We start from the raw sequence: 13,527 nt of genomic DNA, 5'->3' as shown, positions 1-13,527 counted from the left end.
GCAGCAACAGCAACAGCAACAGCAACAGCAACAGCAACAGCAACAGCAACAGCAACAGCAACAGCAACAGCAACAGCAACAGCAACAGCAACAGCAACAGCAACTGTGAGGGCGAGGGCCGTGAGGTAGGGGCACCTAAGCGCGCCGTTGCGCGGCATCGAGTGCGCGCGCCGGCTCGAGTTGCCTAACTGCGAACGGCAGCGGCGTGTGGAAGTCTCTCAATGGTGCGCGGCGCACCTACCGAGGATCGCCCCACCATCGAAACGCGCCCAACAAAAAACCCGGTAGCGCGAGCTACCGGGTTTCGTGTCCGTCGCGGAAACGACGAGGAGAGAGGCGTTGCGAATTACTTGGCGGCGACCTTGGTCGCGGCCTTGGCGGCCTTTTCGACGTTGGCCTGGGTGGTCTTGGCGGCCGACTCGATCTGCGACTTGGCCAGCTCGCTGATGGCTTCGTTGGCCTTCAGGGTGCGGCCGAAGACTTCCTGGCCGGTGCTGACGGCGCGCTCGACGTTCTCGCGGGCGATCTGCACGCCCTTCGGCCACAGGGTCTTGAGGCCTTCCAGATCGCGGGCCTCGGCGGCTTCGCCGAAGAAAGCGAAGGTGGCGTTGACGCGGTCTTCGATCGCGGCCAGCTGCAGGCCGAACACGGCCTCGGCGTTGTCGAGGGTCAGACGGTTGACCTGAGCGGCCGTGTCAGCGAACTGACGCGTCGCGGCGGCGAACTGCTCGTTGAACTGCTGGTACATGGCGTGCTCCTGGATTCGTAGGGGTCCGGACGGGGGAATGTCCGGATTGTGCGGTGCAGCATAATCCGGCTTTTGTTGCGTTGCAACATCGAGCCGACGAGCGGTTGCCGGCCGTTCATTCAGCCTTTGCAATCAATGGCTTGCATCAGAACCGCAGATCCGCTGCGGCCCAGGATCGGCCGCCGTAGTGACCGCGCGATGACGAAACGGAGGCTGGCGCCGTCCGCTGGGGCTCAGCCGCGGTAGCGGCAGCCCGAGGTGCAGGTCTCGTGGACCACGATCTCGCTGAGCAGCGGCAGCGCCGGCTTCAGCCGTTCCCAGATCCAGATCGCCAGCCGCTCGCTGGTCGGGTTGTCCAGGCCGGGGATGTCGTTGAGGTAGTGGTGGTCGAGCTGGTCGTACAGCGGCTGGAACGCCTTTTTGACGTCCGCGAAGTCCATCACCCAGCCGCTGTGCTCGCCGGGCTCGCCGTCCAGGTGCACCTCGACCCGGAACGAATGGCCGTGCAGGCGCGCGCATTTGTGGCCTTCCGGCACGTTCGGCAGCCGGTGCGCGGCTTCCAGGGTAAAGACCTTGAAGATGTTCATGGCGTCATTGTGGGGCAAGGCGCCGCGGGCGGCGATCCGGCCGGAGGCGGGGGCGGCGGATACGAAAAAGCCCGCTGGCTGCGGGCTTCGACTGCGGCGCCCGAGGCGTCCGGAACGATGGTGGCTATGGGTGGACTCGAACCACCGACCCCAGCATTATGAGTGCTGTGCTCTAACCGGCTGAGCTACATAGCCACGGGGAACCGCGAATTATTCATGCCGGGACGGGTGCCGTCAATCGTCCCGGGCCGGCTTGTCGTCGGGCAAGGCCCGTGGCAGAGTCGGTCGCAGTGAATTTGGAGTCCGCATCGTGATCGATCCGGACGGTTACAGGCCCAATGTCGGCATCGTGCTGATGCACCCGGACGGCCGCCTGTTCTGGGCCCGACGCGTGCATCGCGACGGTTGGCAGTTCCCGCAGGGCGGGATGAACACCGACGAGACGCCGATCGAGGCGATGTACCGCGAGCTGCGCGAAGAGACCGGTCTGCTGCCGCAGCACGTCGAAGTGCTGGGCGCGACCCCGGGCTGGCTGCGCTATCGCCTGCCGCAGCGGGCGATCCGCCGCAACGACCGCCTGGTCTGCATCGGCCAGAAGCAGGTCTGGTTCCTGCTGCGCCTGACCGGCGCGGAGTCCGACCTGCGCCTGGACCTGACCGAGAAGCCCGAGTTCGACCACTGGCGCTGGGTCGATTTCTGGTACCCGGTCGAGCACGTGGTGGTGTTCAAACGCGGCGTCTATGCCAGCGCCCTGCGCCATCTGGCCCCGTTCGCGCGCAGCATCGCCGGCGTCCAGGCGGTGCCGGCGCCCGGCCCGGACCCCCGCGTCCAGGACCGCTCGGCCCTGACCCGCAACCGCCAGCGGCCGCGCGCCCGGCAACCCGGGATGAACGCCCGCGGCGGCCAGGACCCGTCCACGAATTGACAATCATTCGCATTGGTGGCGAAATGGGCTCGCAGCCGCTCCGGCTGCTTGCCCGCCCAAAGCCACCGTGTACGTCTGCATCTGCAACGGAGTCACCGAACGCGACATCCTCCAGGCCGCCGAGGCCGGTTGCCGCAGCGTGCCCGAACTGACCATGCGGACCGGCGCCGGCGCCAATTGCGGCAGCTGCCTGGATATGGCCGCCGAACTGCTCGATCGCGCGCGCTCCTATCGCGACTTGCCACTGCAGATATTGCAGCAGGCTGCCTGAGCCTGCGCGAGCGCGTCCCAGCGCCCGCCGCCCCGCCTTCCCGGTCCTTCCCGATTCGGCTTCGCCCGCGCGAAATGCACTCGATTCGCGTTCCGTCACCGTGTGCGCGAAAGGTCTAGAGTGCCGCCATTGCAACTGCCGGAGCACGGCCATGAAAGGCGACGCCAAGGTCATCGAATTCCTCAACAAGGCGCTCTATAACGAGCTGACCGCGATCAACCAGTACTTCCTGCACGCCAAGATGCTGAAGAACTGGGGCCTGAAGGAACTCGCCGAGCACGAGTACCACGAGTCGATCGACGAGATGAAGCATGCCGACAAGCTGTCGGAGCGCATCCTGTTCCTCGACGGCCTGCCGAACTTTCAGGCCCTGGGCAAGCTGCGCATCGGCGAGAACCCGCGCGAACTGCTGAACTGCGACCTGGCGCTGGAACTGGAAGCGCTGCCGGTGCTGCGCGACGGCATCAAGCACGCCGAAGCCGTCGGCGACTACGTCAGCCGCCAGCTGTTCGCCGACATCCTCGATTCCGAGGAAGAGCATATCGACTGGATCGAAACCCAGCTCGCGCTGATCGATCGCCTGGGCGAACAGAACTACCTGCTGACCAAGATCGAAGAGTAAGGCGCCGGCCCGCTACGGCGGGCCACCGGATCCAGCCAGTCATCGGACGCGCAGCGCGCGATTCGTCGCCAGCCAGACATGAAGGCCACCGGTTTCGCCGGTGGCCTTTTTCTTGCGCGAAGGCGCGAGTGCGCAGATCGGCTCGTTGCGAGCGGGAGCGGCGGGAAATCGCGGGGCTAATGCAGCACGATCAGCAGCACGCCGGTGACGGCCTGCATCGCCGTCCATGCATGGCGCAGCGCGGCGCCGCTGAGCAGCCCGGGGTGCAGCGCGAGACCGCGACATACCCCAGTGGCGATGGCGCCGGTCGTGACCAGCATCGCGCCCAGATGGACGGCGATGGCCGCCAAGGCCAATCCCACGGAACCGGAAGCGGTGATCTCGCGTGCCGGCGTGTCGCTCATGCACAACGGCACCAGGGCGGGGATCAGCATCAGTCCCGCGCCGTGAGCCGTCGCCATCAGGCAGGACCACAGGGCGATGCCGGCATGGTCGGCGCGCGCGTGTATGCGAGCGCCGACGACGCGATGATCTGCCGCGTGCCGCCTGGTGCCGCGCAGCCAGCGGTACGCCGCCACCAGGACGAGCAGGGCGCCGGCCAGGCATTGGACGCGCGAACGGTCCATCAGGACGCCCTGGGTAACCGCGAACACCACGAGCGCGACCGAGGCGGTGTGTCCCACCGCGATCGGCAGCAGCGCACGGCGTGCCTGGGCACCGTCGCGCGCACGCACGCCGCAGGCGGCGGCGAACATCCAGCCGCTCGCCGGGCTCGCCCCGTGCAGGGCGCCGAGCCCGGCGATGGTCAGCAACGGCCACGCGATGTCCATGAGGCGTCCCCGGCGGCCGTGGCGGGTTCAGGCCTTCGAGCCGCAGCACGCGGCGGCGGCTGGCGCCTTCGCGGCTGTCTCGTAGCGATCGTGGTGGCGCACCCAGGCCATCGGATAGTCCATGCCGTCCTCGTCGCGGCCCTTGGGCGTGAGCTCGAGCAGGTTGTAGGTGTGCATCATCACTTCCACGCCGCGGCCATAGCGCGAGTAGGTGTGGAAGACCTCGCCGTCGCCGTCGCGATAGAAAACGCTGATCCCGGGGGCTTCCTCGTGCGGGAACGGCTGGCGGACGTAGTTGTAGTCGACCTTGCCGCTGGACATCTCGTCCTGATGGAAGTTGACGCCGAAGTCGTGGTTGAAGTCGCTGCCGTACGAGGACACCCAGTTGAACTGCCAGCCCATGCGCTCGCGGAAGCGCTGGATATCCGCCAGCGGTGCGCGCGAGACGGCGATCAGGGTCAGGTCCCGCTGGGCGAGGTGGAGGTTGGCGCCGTCGTTATGGTCGGCCATGTAGGAGCAGCTCTTGCAGCCCTGTTCCCAGCCCGGCGCGAACATGAAGTGCTGCACCATCAACTGGCTGCGGCCTTCGAACAGATCGGCGAGGCGGCGCGGGCCGTCCGGCGTATCGAAGAGGTAGTCCTTCTCGACCCGCACCCACGGCAGTGCGCGGCGCTCGCGCGCGATCTGATCCTGCAGGCGCGTGAGTTCCTTCTCGCGCGCCAGCAGCGTCTTGCGCGCGGCGAGCCAGCGCTCCCTGGAGACGACGGGGTGATCGACGGCGTTGGTTTCGGCAATCGCGGTATTCATGGAGTGCTCCTCGGCCCGGTGGGCCGTGTTGGGTGTGGTTCGGACAAGGCTTGCCCGTCTCCGGTCGCGAGACCGGAAGGGACGGAGTGGCGAGGTTCTGTTTCGAGCCCGTGCGACGGGCTGGCCGCGTCAGCGCATCAGCCGTTGCGGAGAAGTGCGGCCCAAGTCGGTGCGACGTTTACGCCGCGGCTTTCTTCGGCCGCCGCACCGCGCGGACCTTGCCGCTGCCGCCGCCGCCGCAATAGAACAGGTCGGCGCCGTCGGACTCGAGCCCGCTGATGCCGACGCCCTGCGGCATTTCCAGGCGTTCGAGCACTTCGCCGCTGTCCGGGTCGATGTGGCGCAGTTCGCTGTCGTCGCCTTCCCAGGTGGCGTGCCAGAGTTCGCCCTCGACCCAGGTCACGCCGGTGACGAAACGGTTGGATTCGATCGAGCGCAGCACGGTGCCGGTGTCGGGATCGATCTGATGGATCTTGCGGTCGCGGTACTGCCCGACCCACAGGCTGCCCTCGGCCCAGGCCAGTCCCGAGTCGCCGCCCGCGCCCGGCGCCGGAATCGACGCCAGGACCTTGCCGGTGGCGGGGTCGATCTTGTCGATGCGCGACTCGGCGATCTGATACAGGTACTTGCCGTCGAAAGCGGTGCCGGCGTCCGCCGGGCGGTCGAGCGTGCCGAGGACGTCGCCGTTGGCGGGATCGAAGGCGAGCAAGGCCGGTCCGGTCGCGGCCCACACGCGGCGGCCGTCGTGGGTGACGCCGCCGACGCGCTCGACGCCGTCGAACGCGTATTCGCGCACGATTTCGGCGGCGCGCGTCGGCACGGGCTGTGTCGTAGTGCGGTTCATGATCTTGGCTCCTAGTGGCGCTCGTTGCGGCGCCGTGGAAACAATCTACTCAGACGACAGCGCAGCGGGGAGTAACAAGATCGTCGTGAATCCGATCAGCGGCGGCGCCAGCCAGCGCTGCGCGCGGGCGCGCCCGATCGCGCGCACCTGGCCGTCGGCTTCCAGTTCGACCAGCGCGCGCTGGACCGTGCGCTGGCTGTCGCCCAGGGCCAGCGCGAGCGCCGAGGTGGACCAGGCCGCGCCATCGGCGAGCAAGGCCAGCAGCGAGGCCTGATCGCCGTCGATCGGCGGCATCAGCACGACCACACCGCGCCCGTCGCGCGGCACCAGGGCGAAACCGTTCGCGGTGGCTTCGATATCCGCCAGCGGCGCGACCAGGGCGCGCAGGCGGCCGATCTCGACGCGCAGACGCGCGCGGTGCGTTTCGTCGGGGCGGCGGGTGCGGAACACGTTCGCGATCAGCGCATTGCGTTCGACGTCGCCGGGCCAGCCTTCGGCCAGCGCGCGCAGCAGGGCGAACAACACCGGCCGTCGCGCCAACGGCGCCCAACGCTCGCCGCTGCGTAGCCCGCGACGGCAGGCATCGACCATCAGGGCGCCGGAGAGCAGCAAGGCCTCGACCTGGTCCAGCCGCAAGGGCTGCTCATGGCCGGCATGGATGCTGCGCGCGGCGCAACGGTCGAGCGCGGCGCGCGCTTCGGCCACTTCGGCCAGGAGCGCGGGTACCCCTGCGCGTTCGGCTGCCTCGAAGGCGCGAGCGAGCGCGGCCCGCGCCTGCGCCGTGCGCAGGGAACGCAAGGCGATTTCCGCGCCGGCCAGCTCGGCCACCGCCGCGAGCGACGGCGGCAGGCCGGATGCGTCGAGCGCTGCGAGCGAAGACGCGGCCTCATCGAGGCGGCCGATCAGGAGCCTCCGGCGTACCGCGATCAGGCGCGCCTGCAGCGCGTTGGCGCGATCGGCGCGCGATTCGAGCACGAGCGCGGCGTCGGCGAGCGCGCGCGGCGAACCGCCGAGGTCGCGCATGGCCAGCGCGACTTCGGCCTCCGCGACGACGCAACGCGCTCGCGCCAATTCCTCGCGCGCACCGAAGCCGCGCGCGGCGCGGCGCAGCAGTTCGCGGGCGCGTGGATACTCGCCCAGCTGGGCCATCGCGATACCGCGCAAGGCCAGCGCCGGCGGATCGTCGCGCAGGGCGATGCGCTTGAGCGCGCCGAGCGCGTCGCCGGCGGCCAGCGCGCGCCCGGCCGCGGCGATCAGGGAGTCCATCGCGACAGGCTACTGCGCCGCACGCGCTTTCGCACAGAGGTCGGCTAGCCCAAACTTATCGAGTGGCTGCGTGCGGCGCCGCATCCGACGGTCGCACGAGCCTCGGGCGCGTCGGAGCGCCGCTTGAGGCGAGCCGATGCAGGCGAAGCGCGCCGTCGTGTGTCGGCCGTATCCGATAGCCGGAGCGTCGCGATGCTGCGCTCGAACGCAGCCCGGGCGTGGCTCAGCCCGGTGCCGGATCGGTCTTGGGCGCGCGCCGGAAGATCAGCCGCCACACCCACCACAGCAGCAGCGCGACGATCAGGCTGATCAGCGCGACCAGCGACAGTGCGATCCAGGGGTGCGCGAACACCAGGGCCAGGGTGCCGATCACGGCCACGTCTTCGCCGACCGACGCGGTCCAGTTGCTGACCGGTTCGGGCGAGGTGTTGAGCAGCACGCGCGAGCCGGCCTTGAGCAGGTGGCTGCCCAGGGCCACGCCGGCGCCGGTGGCGAGCGCGCCGGCGCCGAGCTGGCCGTCCGGAGACAAGGTCGCGGCGGCCAGGAAGGCGCCGACCGGCACCCGCAGCAGGGTGTGCAGCAGGTCCCAGCCCGAATCCACGCCGGGGATCTTGTCGGCGAAGAACTCGGTCGCGGCGAGCGCGCCGGACACGCCGATCACCCACGGCGACTGGGTCGCCTGCAGGGCCTGGGGCAGGTCCAGCCAGCCCAGGGCGCCGGCGATGCCGACCCCGAACACGGTCAGGTAGACCCGGATGCCCGCCAACCAGGCGAGAACTACCCCAATTGCGAACAGGTGCGCATCGGACACGGCGGCAACCCCGCTAGACTTGTCGGCCGAGTATAGAACCACCTGCGGCCCCCGCCGCCCCAGTCGAATGGCCAAGGCACCACCGCCCCGTTTCGTCATCGTCCAGCAGCAAGCCGACCGACGGCCGCTGATCGCGGCCGTGGTGGCGGCGGTCTGGCTGAGTTCGCTGGCCGGCGCCTGGGCCTGGGCGACCTGGCGCGCCGCGCCGCAGCTGCCCAAGGTCAGCGCCGAACTCGACGCCGTGCGCGCGACCCTGCGCGAGCGCCAGGCCCGCCTGGACCAGCTGGAGCAGCGCGAGGCCACCCTGCAGCGCTCCGACCAGATCAGCCGGGTCGCCAACAAGCAGATCCAGGGCGCCCTGGCCGACCGCGAGGAAGAGATCGCCGACCTGCGCGCCGACGTCGCCTTCTACGAGCGCCTGGTCGGCTCGACCGGCAAGCCGCAGGGCCTGAACGTGCATTCGACCCAGTTCGCGCCGGAAACCGGCGGCACCTGGCGCTACATGATCGTCCTGACCCAGAACCTCAACCGCGGCGCGGTCAGCGCCGGGCGGCTGCAGTTCGCGGTCGAGGGCGTGCGCAACGGCAAGCTGACCACGGTCGGCTGGGACGAGCTGCACCAGCGGTCGGCGGCGCCGGCGCAGGATTATTCTTTCCGCTACTTCCAGCAGCTCGACGGCAGCGTGATGCTGCCGGCCGGCTTCACCCCGCAGCGTGTCCGCATCTCGTTGCGTGGTGAGAACGCATCGGTGGAGCAGGCGTTCAACTGGCGCAGCGGCGCAACCGTCACCGGGGAAACCTAAGCATGTTCAAGAGCAAACCCACCCAACTCGCGGCCGGCCAGGTCGACACCATGATCGGCCCGCAGGTAGTGATCCGCGGCGACCTGCAGTTCAGCGGCGGGCTGTACATCGAAGGCCGGATCGTCGGCAAGATCGTGGCCGAACCGGGCCAGCTGGCGGTGCTGACCCTGGCCGAGAACGGCAGCATCGAAGGCGAAGTGCATGCGCCGGTGGTGGTCATCAACGGCGAGCTCACCGGCGACGTCTACGCCGCCGAGCGGGTCGAGCTGGCGGCCAAGGCGCGCGTGCTGGGCAACGTGCATTACAAGGTGGTCGAGATGATCGCCGGCTCGATGCTGACCGGCCGCCTGATCCATTCCGACACCGCCGGCGCCCCGCGCGCGGGCGCTGAAGCCCCGGTGACCGCGCACGCCCTGGTCGACTGAGAGGACGTTGCGCCGGCCCGCGCCGCGCCCTATTAATGGGGCATGGCCGAATCCGACCCGCGCAGCCCCCAGAACGCGCCACGCCACTGGCGCTACGCCGCCGGCGTCGCGCTGGCGGCGGTGCTCGCGTTCGGCGGCTGGGGCCTGTGGCGCTCGATCTCGCCGGCCCCGCCGGCGGCCGCCAACCCCGATGCCGCCCGCGATGCCCAGGCCGAGCGCGCCGAGCTGGAGCAACTGCGCCAGCGCGTGACCACGCTCAGCCGTTCCGACCAGATCAGCCGCGAAGCCAACCGCGACCTGCAGGGCACCTTGTCCGAGCGCGACGAGGAAATCGCCGGCTTGCGTGCCGACGTCGCCTTCTACGAACGTCTGGTGGGCTCCACCGCGCAGCGCCGCGGCCTGGCCGTGCATGCGCTGCGGGTGCAGCCGCAGAACGAGAACGCCTGGCACTTCACCAGCACCCTGACCCAGAACCTCAACCGCGGCGCGGTCAGCGCCGGCCGCCTGACCGTGGCGCTGGAAGGCAGCCGCGGCGGCAAACTGCAGAAGCTGAGCTGGGACGACCTGCGCCAGCAGCCCAATGCGCCGGGCCTGGCGTACTCGTTCAAGTACTTCCAGCAGATCGAAGGCGATCTGTTCCTGCCCGCGGGCGTGACCCCGGTGCGGGTGACCGTACGCCTGACCCCGCAGTCCGGCGCGGCCGTGGAACAGTCCTTCACCTGGGCCGAGGCCACCCGCGAGGGCAATGGGGCGACGGCGGCGGAGTGAGTTCCGGCGCCAGTCCTGCAGAAACGGCGTTTTTGCCCGTCATTTCTGCCTGCGCGGGAGCGACGGCGCGCAGGGCGCCGCTGCGGCATCCCCATCCGCCGACCGCAGCGTTCGATCGGCGAGCTTGAATGCGGCGCCTGCGCGCCCCATCCTGAAGGGATGGAAACGATCACTGCCCTGCCCACGGCGCCCGACTACCACTCGCTGGAGCGTCCGCTGGATTTCACCGCCTCGGCCGCGACCAAGGTCCGCGAACTGATCGCCGAAGAGGGCAACGCCGCGCTCAAGCTGCGCGTCTACATCCAGGGCGGCGGTTGCTCGGGCTTCCAGTACGGGTTCGAGTTCGACGAGCAGCAGGGCGAGGACGACCTGGCCGTGCAGACCGACGGCGTGACCCTGCTGGTCGATCCGCTGAGCCTGCAGTACCTGATGGGCGCCGTGGTCGATTACACCGAAAGCCTGCACGGCGCGCAGTTCGTGATCCGCAATCCGAACGCCAAGACCACCTGCGGCTGCGGTTCCTCGTTCGCGGTGTGAGCGAGGCCAGCGACAACCCGGCGGCGCGCGCGCCCTACGCCTTCGTCGAAGCCGGCAGCGACGCCGCCGTCCGCGCCGCGCTCGACCGCGCCGACCATCTGCGCGACCAGCCCGAAGCGCTGACCGCGTTGTGGCCGAGCGCGCGCGTGATCCTGCTCGACGATTCCGGCCAGGCCCTGGCCGACGACCAGGGACAACTGCGCGCGCCCACCGGCGCCGAACTCAGCGCCGGGCCCGGCGGCGTCGGCGCGGCCGTATTCCTGGGCCTGGCGCCCGACGGCGGCGGCTGGTTCGCGCTGGACGCCGCGCTGACCGCGTTCGACGCGCCGCGCCGGGTCGATCTGCGCGCCGCTGCCGCGTATTGGCCGGCCTTGCACGCCAGCGTGTTCGCGCAGGCGCGCGCGCTGCAGCATTGGCGCTCGCGCAATCGCCACTGCGGCGTCTGCGGCGGCGAAGTCGCGTTTTCGCGCGGCGGCTGGCAGGGACGTTGCAGCCAATGCGAGGCCGAACACTACCCGCGCACCGACCCGGCGGTGATCGTCGCGGTCAGCGACGGCGAACGCCTGCTGCTGGGGCGCCAGACCGGTTGGCCGGCGCGCCGTTATTCGGTGCTCGCCGGTTTCGTCGAACCGGGCGAAACGCTGGAGCAGACCGTCGCCCGCGAGGTTCTGGAAGAGGCCGGCGTGCGCGTGCTGAACTGCCGCTACCTGGGCTCGCAGCCGTGGCCGTTCCCGGGCGCGCTGATGCTGGGTTTCTTCGCCGATGCCGGCCCGGACGAGCCGCAGGTCGGCGACGAGCTGGAAGAGGCGCGCTGGTTCAGCGCGCAGGAAGTCCGCGAGGCCCAGGCCCGCGGCGAGCGTCCACCGCGCGAAGACGACGAGGGTCCGCTGCTCTCGCCGAGCATTTCGATCTCGCGCTGGCTGATCGATCAGTGGCTGGCGGCCGTCGAGGCACGTACGCCGCGTTGAGCCACGGTAGAATCGGCGCTGGCTGGGCGTTGCAGAACGTCCGGCCGGGTGGCCGGCAACGGCCATGGCGACGGAACGGCGCAACCGCGCTCGGTTCGTCTTCAGCGGAGCCGGGCTAGCATCGGTTCCAGCAGCGGCGGAACGCGCCAGACGCGCCCGCCGACGCATTCATCGGATACGTCACGCCGGGAGCCGGGCCGCAATGTCAGAAACGCTGATCGCCGCCGTCGTCGCGCTCGTGCTCGGCCACCTCGCGCAGTCGCTGGCGGCCTCGGTGCGGCATTACGGCTGGTACGCGGACTGGCTGCGCTGGCTGGGCGCGCGTTTCCCCGAAGACAGCATCTGGCGCGGCCGCTGGGGCATCGCCCTGGCCCTGGTGCCGCCGCTGCTCGCCGTCGGGCTGTTCCAGCTCGCCCTGGACGAGCCGCTGTACGGCCTGGCCGGGCTGGTGTTCGGCATCGCCGTGTTGTTCTACGTCTGGGGCCCCCGCGATCTCGACCTGGACGTGGAGGCGATCGCAGCCGCGAACGATCCCATCTCGCGCCGCGCCGCCGCGGCCAGCCTGTGGCCGGACGGCGAGACCCCGTCGCTGGACGGCGGTTCGCTGGTCGAAGCGGTGTTCCGCAACGCGCTGCGGCGCTGGTTCGGGGTGCTGTTCTGGTTCCTGCTGCTGGGCCCGTTCGGGGCCGTGCTGTACCGCCTGACCGCGCTGTCGGCCGAAGGCGAGGCCGCGCGCGAACTGCCCGGCGAGACCATCGAGGGCGCGCGTACGCTGCTGGCGATCCTGGAATGGCCGGTGGCCCAGCTGTTGACCCTGGCGCTGGCCCTGGTCGGCAATTTCGATACCGTGCTCGGCGCCTGGCGCGAATCCGGCGGCGCCGCGCTCAGCCTGGACAATCGCTTCCTGGGCGCGGTCGCACGCGCCAGCGTGAAGACCGAGCTGGCCGAAGAAGCCGCCGATTACGCCGAAGACAACGGCACCGGCGCGAGCGCTGCCGCCCTGGCGGCCAGTTCGGAACAGCCCGAACTGCGCGATGCGATGAGCCTGGTCTGGCGCAGCCTGCTGGTGTGGCTGGCGGTGCTGGCCTTGTTCGTGATCGCCGGCTTCGTCAGCTGACCGGCCGGCCGGCGGGAATCAGTGCCCGCCCACCGCCGCGCTCAGGATCGCCAGTCCGCCGAAGAACAAAAACCACAGCACCAGCGCGACCGGCAACGCGACCACCGAAGCGATCGCCCAATTGATCGCGCTGCGCGAGGCGGCGCGAGCGCCGGCGATATCGCCCGCGGCGCGTTTGCCGTCGACCTGCGCGGCGTAGACGATCGATACCACGCCTAGCGGCAGGCAGCAGAACAGCGTGGACAGGATCGCCCAGACCAGGTGATTGGGGACGTATTCGCCGTGCGGTGCGTTCATGCGGATCTTCGTGGTGAGGGTGGAGAGTGCCGGCTGGGCCGGCTCGGCCGGATGCGTTCAGCCCACCGGTTCGGCGGACCTGCTCAGCCCGGCGCGAGCCAGTTGAACGGCGGCCAGGGCAGATTGCGCGCGACCCAGTAGCCCATGATCAGGCTCAGCCAGAACTTGGCGCTGAGCAGGACGTCGATCGCGCGCTTGGGCAGCGGCAGGCGGTAGCCCATGCCATGCGCGACCAGCAGCGGCAGCGCCGGAATCACCACCACCAGCAGCGGATTCATAACCAGCATCTGGCCGAGGTCGCCGTGGACCAGGCCGTGCAAGGCGCGGGTGCTGCCGCAGCCCGGGCAGTACAGCCCGGTGAGGTGATAGAACAGACAGCCGGGCAGCGGGCTGTCGGGCGCGTTCGGATCGAAGCGCCGCAACAGCCAGACGCCGGCCCCGGCCGCTGCGAGCGCGGCGGCCGCAGCCGTCGCGTGCCACAGTCGGGGCTGGCGCAACGCGGTCATATCAACGCGCGCCTTGCATCTTCTGCATCATTTCCAGGTACTCGGCGGTGCCGCCCATCATGAAGCTGCCGATGTTCAGCAGCACGCCCAGTCCGACCACGGCGGTCGCGACCCAGCACCAGATCTTTGCGTTCTCGGAAGCCTTGCGCGCGCCTTCCAGATCGCCCATGTTGGACTTGCTGTTGACCTGCGAGCCGAACACGATGGCGACGATGCCGGGCGCCGAGCCGATGATGCAGCACAGGCAGAAGCCGAGCACGGTCATGCTGATCGACCAGGCCAGGTAGTTTTGAATCGGCTGCGCGGGCGCGGCCTGAGGCGGCTCGTACATGGGTATCCCCTTCCGTAGTTTTCGTTGTTTTGTTGTGCGATCGCCGGCACGAGCCGACGCCCCTC

At 69.7% G+C, this 13,527-nt stretch carries 17 protein-coding genes, 1 tRNA gene and 2 pseudogenes; 9 read left to right on the top strand and 11 right to left on the bottom strand.

Annotated features, from left to right (window positions below):
* Positions 1 to 346 precede the first annotated feature (346 nt).
* The 3 genes from ASD78_RS08695 to ASD78_RS08685 all read right to left on the bottom strand — a co-directional run bounded on the left by ASD78_RS08695 (position 347) and on the right by ASD78_RS08685 (position 1,530).
* Entirely contained in the window at positions 347 to 748 is a 402-nt protein-coding gene (locus ASD78_RS08695; RefSeq protein ID WP_055904313.1) for a phasin family protein, read from the bottom strand.
* A gap of 233 nt (positions 749 to 981) precedes the next feature.
* Positions 982 to 1,335: a 6-carboxytetrahydropterin synthase QueD gene (gene queD / locus ASD78_RS08690; RefSeq protein ID WP_055904310.1), complete on the bottom strand. Its 354-nt coding sequence runs from the start codon at positions 1,333 to 1,335 to the stop codon at positions 982 to 984.
* 118 nt (positions 1,336 to 1,453) lie between these two features.
* Positions 1,454 to 1,530, bottom strand: a tRNA-Met gene (locus ASD78_RS08685).
* Positions 1,531 to 1,645: 115 nt separating this feature from the next.
* Between ASD78_RS08685 and ASD78_RS08680 the strand changes: the two are divergent.
* The 3 genes and pseudogenes from ASD78_RS08680 to bfr form a co-directional block, all read left to right on the top strand.
* Positions 1,646 to 2,140, top strand: a pseudogene (locus ASD78_RS08680) (RNA pyrophosphohydrolase); the annotation flags it as partial.
* A 187-nt stretch (positions 2,141 to 2,327) separates the two neighbouring features.
* A complete protein-coding gene (locus tag ASD78_RS08675) occupies positions 2,328 to 2,531 on the top strand; it encodes a (2Fe-2S)-binding protein (RefSeq protein WP_055904304.1) in 204 nt (67 codons plus the stop codon).
* 151 nt (positions 2,532 to 2,682) lie between these two features.
* Entirely contained in the window at positions 2,683 to 3,153 is a 471-nt protein-coding gene (bfr, locus tag ASD78_RS08670; protein WP_055904302.1) for a bacterioferritin, read from the top strand.
* 176 nt (positions 3,154 to 3,329) lie between these two features.
* Here bfr and ASD78_RS08665 read toward each other — a convergent pair whose 3' ends face one another.
* The 5 genes from ASD78_RS08665 to ASD78_RS08645 form a co-directional block, all read right to left on the bottom strand.
* Positions 3,330 to 3,983: a hypothetical protein gene (locus ASD78_RS08665; RefSeq protein ID WP_056100299.1), complete on the bottom strand. Its 654-nt coding sequence runs from the start codon at positions 3,981 to 3,983 to the stop codon at positions 3,330 to 3,332.
* Positions 3,984 to 4,010: 27 nt separating this feature from the next.
* Positions 4,011 to 4,790, bottom strand: a complete 780-nt coding sequence (locus tag ASD78_RS08660; RefSeq protein ID WP_056100297.1) for a thioredoxin family protein — start codon at positions 4,788 to 4,790, stop codon at positions 4,011 to 4,013.
* A 178-nt stretch (positions 4,791 to 4,968) separates the two neighbouring features.
* On the bottom strand, positions 4,969 to 5,634 hold the full coding sequence (locus ASD78_RS08655) for a PQQ-binding-like beta-propeller repeat protein (protein WP_056100294.1): 666 nt from the start codon (positions 5,632 to 5,634) through the stop codon (positions 4,969 to 4,971).
* A gap of 45 nt (positions 5,635 to 5,679) precedes the next feature.
* Entirely contained in the window at positions 5,680 to 6,900 is a 1,221-nt protein-coding gene (locus tag ASD78_RS08650; RefSeq protein WP_056100291.1) for a hypothetical protein, read from the bottom strand.
* A gap of 223 nt (positions 6,901 to 7,123) precedes the next feature.
* Positions 7,124 to 7,711: a DUF4126 domain-containing protein gene (locus ASD78_RS08645; RefSeq protein ID WP_055904286.1), complete on the bottom strand. Its 588-nt coding sequence runs from the start codon at positions 7,709 to 7,711 to the stop codon at positions 7,124 to 7,126.
* Between the two features lie 67 nt (positions 7,712 to 7,778).
* Here ASD78_RS08645 and ASD78_RS08640 point away from each other — a divergent pair, with 67 nt between their 5' ends.
* The 6 genes and pseudogenes from ASD78_RS08640 to ampE all read left to right on the top strand — a co-directional run bounded on the left by ASD78_RS08640 (position 7,779) and on the right by ampE (position 12,328).
* Entirely contained in the window at positions 7,779 to 8,513 is a 735-nt protein-coding gene (locus tag ASD78_RS08640) for a DUF6776 family protein (protein ID WP_055904283.1), read from the top strand.
* A gap of 2 nt (positions 8,514 to 8,515) precedes the next feature.
* Positions 8,516 to 8,887: pseudogene (locus ASD78_RS08635) on the top strand (polymer-forming cytoskeletal protein); the annotation flags it as partial.
* Between the two features lie 93 nt (positions 8,888 to 8,980).
* Positions 8,981 to 9,706, top strand: a complete 726-nt coding sequence (locus ASD78_RS08630) for a DUF6776 family protein (RefSeq protein WP_055904278.1) — start codon at positions 8,981 to 8,983, stop codon at positions 9,704 to 9,706.
* Positions 9,707 to 9,865: 159 nt separating this feature from the next.
* A complete protein-coding gene (gene erpA, locus ASD78_RS08625) occupies positions 9,866 to 10,243 on the top strand; it encodes an iron-sulfur cluster insertion protein ErpA (RefSeq protein ID WP_056100286.1) in 378 nt (125 codons plus the stop codon).
* On the top strand, positions 10,240 to 11,211 hold the full coding sequence (gene nudC / locus ASD78_RS08620) for an NAD(+) diphosphatase (protein ID WP_056100282.1): 972 nt from the start codon (positions 10,240 to 10,242) through the stop codon (positions 11,209 to 11,211). Before erpA ends, nudC begins: the two co-directional genes overlap by 4 nt.
* A gap of 202 nt (positions 11,212 to 11,413) precedes the next feature.
* Positions 11,414 to 12,328 carry a regulatory signaling modulator protein AmpE gene (ampE, locus tag ASD78_RS08615; RefSeq protein WP_055904268.1) on the top strand — a complete coding sequence of 305 codons (915 nt, stop codon included), beginning with the start codon at positions 11,414 to 11,416 and terminating at the stop codon, positions 12,326 to 12,328.
* Positions 12,329 to 12,346: 18 nt separating this feature from the next.
* Here ampE and ASD78_RS08610 read toward each other — a convergent pair whose 3' ends face one another.
* The 3 genes from ASD78_RS08610 to ASD78_RS08600 form a co-directional block, all read right to left on the bottom strand.
* Positions 12,347 to 12,625: a CD225/dispanin family protein gene (locus ASD78_RS08610; RefSeq protein ID WP_055904263.1), complete on the bottom strand. Its 279-nt coding sequence runs from the start codon at positions 12,623 to 12,625 to the stop codon at positions 12,347 to 12,349.
* An 83-nt stretch (positions 12,626 to 12,708) separates the two neighbouring features.
* Positions 12,709 to 13,131: a DUF2752 domain-containing protein gene (locus tag ASD78_RS08605; protein ID WP_056100279.1), complete on the bottom strand. Its 423-nt coding sequence runs from the start codon at positions 13,129 to 13,131 to the stop codon at positions 12,709 to 12,711.
* A 1-nt stretch (position 13,132) separates the two neighbouring features.
* On the bottom strand, positions 13,133 to 13,462 hold the full coding sequence (locus tag ASD78_RS08600) for a CD225/dispanin family protein (protein ID WP_055904257.1): 330 nt from the start codon (positions 13,460 to 13,462) through the stop codon (positions 13,133 to 13,135).
* Positions 13,463 to 13,527 lie beyond the last annotated feature (65 nt).

The sequence above is a fragment of the Lysobacter sp. Root667 genome (genome assembly GCF_001427715.1).
Classification (GTDB): domain Bacteria; phylum Pseudomonadota; class Gammaproteobacteria; order Xanthomonadales; family Xanthomonadaceae; genus Lysobacter.
This window is presented reverse-complemented; position numbering and strand designations above follow the sequence as displayed.

What these genes read in the sequence shown, in the direction of transcription:
- ASD78_RS08695 (WP_055904313.1), bottom strand. Translation starts at nt 748, where the DNA reads ATGTACCAGCAGTTCAACGAGCAGTTCGCCGCCGCGACGCGTCAGTTC.
- queD (WP_055904310.1), bottom strand. Translation starts at nt 1,335, where the DNA reads ATGAACATCTTCAAGGTCTTTACCCTGGAAGCCGCGCACCGGCTGCCG.
- bfr (WP_055904302.1), top strand. Translation starts at nt 2,683, where the DNA reads ATGAAAGGCGACGCCAAGGTCATCGAATTCCTCAACAAGGCGCTCTAT.
- ASD78_RS08665 (WP_056100299.1), bottom strand. Translation starts at nt 3,983, where the DNA reads ATGGACATCGCGTGGCCGTTGCTGACCATCGCCGGGCTCGGCGCCCTG.
- ASD78_RS08660 (WP_056100297.1), bottom strand. Translation starts at nt 4,790, where the DNA reads ATGAATACCGCGATTGCCGAAACCAACGCCGTCGATCACCCCGTCGTC.
- ASD78_RS08655 (WP_056100294.1), bottom strand. Translation starts at nt 5,634, where the DNA reads ATGAACCGCACTACGACACAGCCCGTGCCGACGCGCGCCGCCGAAATC.
- ASD78_RS08650 (WP_056100291.1), bottom strand. Translation starts at nt 6,900, where the DNA reads ATGGACTCCCTGATCGCCGCGGCCGGGCGCGCGCTGGCCGCCGGCGAC.
- ASD78_RS08640 (WP_055904283.1), top strand. Translation starts at nt 7,779, where the DNA reads ATGGCCAAGGCACCACCGCCCCGTTTCGTCATCGTCCAGCAGCAAGCC.
- ASD78_RS08630 (WP_055904278.1), top strand. Translation starts at nt 8,981, where the DNA reads ATGGCCGAATCCGACCCGCGCAGCCCCCAGAACGCGCCACGCCACTGG.
- erpA (WP_056100286.1), top strand. Translation starts at nt 9,866, where the DNA reads ATGGAAACGATCACTGCCCTGCCCACGGCGCCCGACTACCACTCGCTG.
- ampE (WP_055904268.1), top strand. Translation starts at nt 11,414, where the DNA reads ATGTCAGAAACGCTGATCGCCGCCGTCGTCGCGCTCGTGCTCGGCCAC.
- ASD78_RS08610 (WP_055904263.1), bottom strand. Translation starts at nt 12,625, where the DNA reads ATGAACGCACCGCACGGCGAATACGTCCCCAATCACCTGGTCTGGGCG.
- ASD78_RS08605 (WP_056100279.1), bottom strand. Translation starts at nt 13,131, where the DNA reads ATGACCGCGTTGCGCCAGCCCCGACTGTGGCACGCGACGGCTGCGGCC.
- ASD78_RS08600 (WP_055904257.1), bottom strand. Translation starts at nt 13,462, where the DNA reads ATGTACGAGCCGCCTCAGGCCGCGCCCGCGCAGCCGATTCAAAACTAC.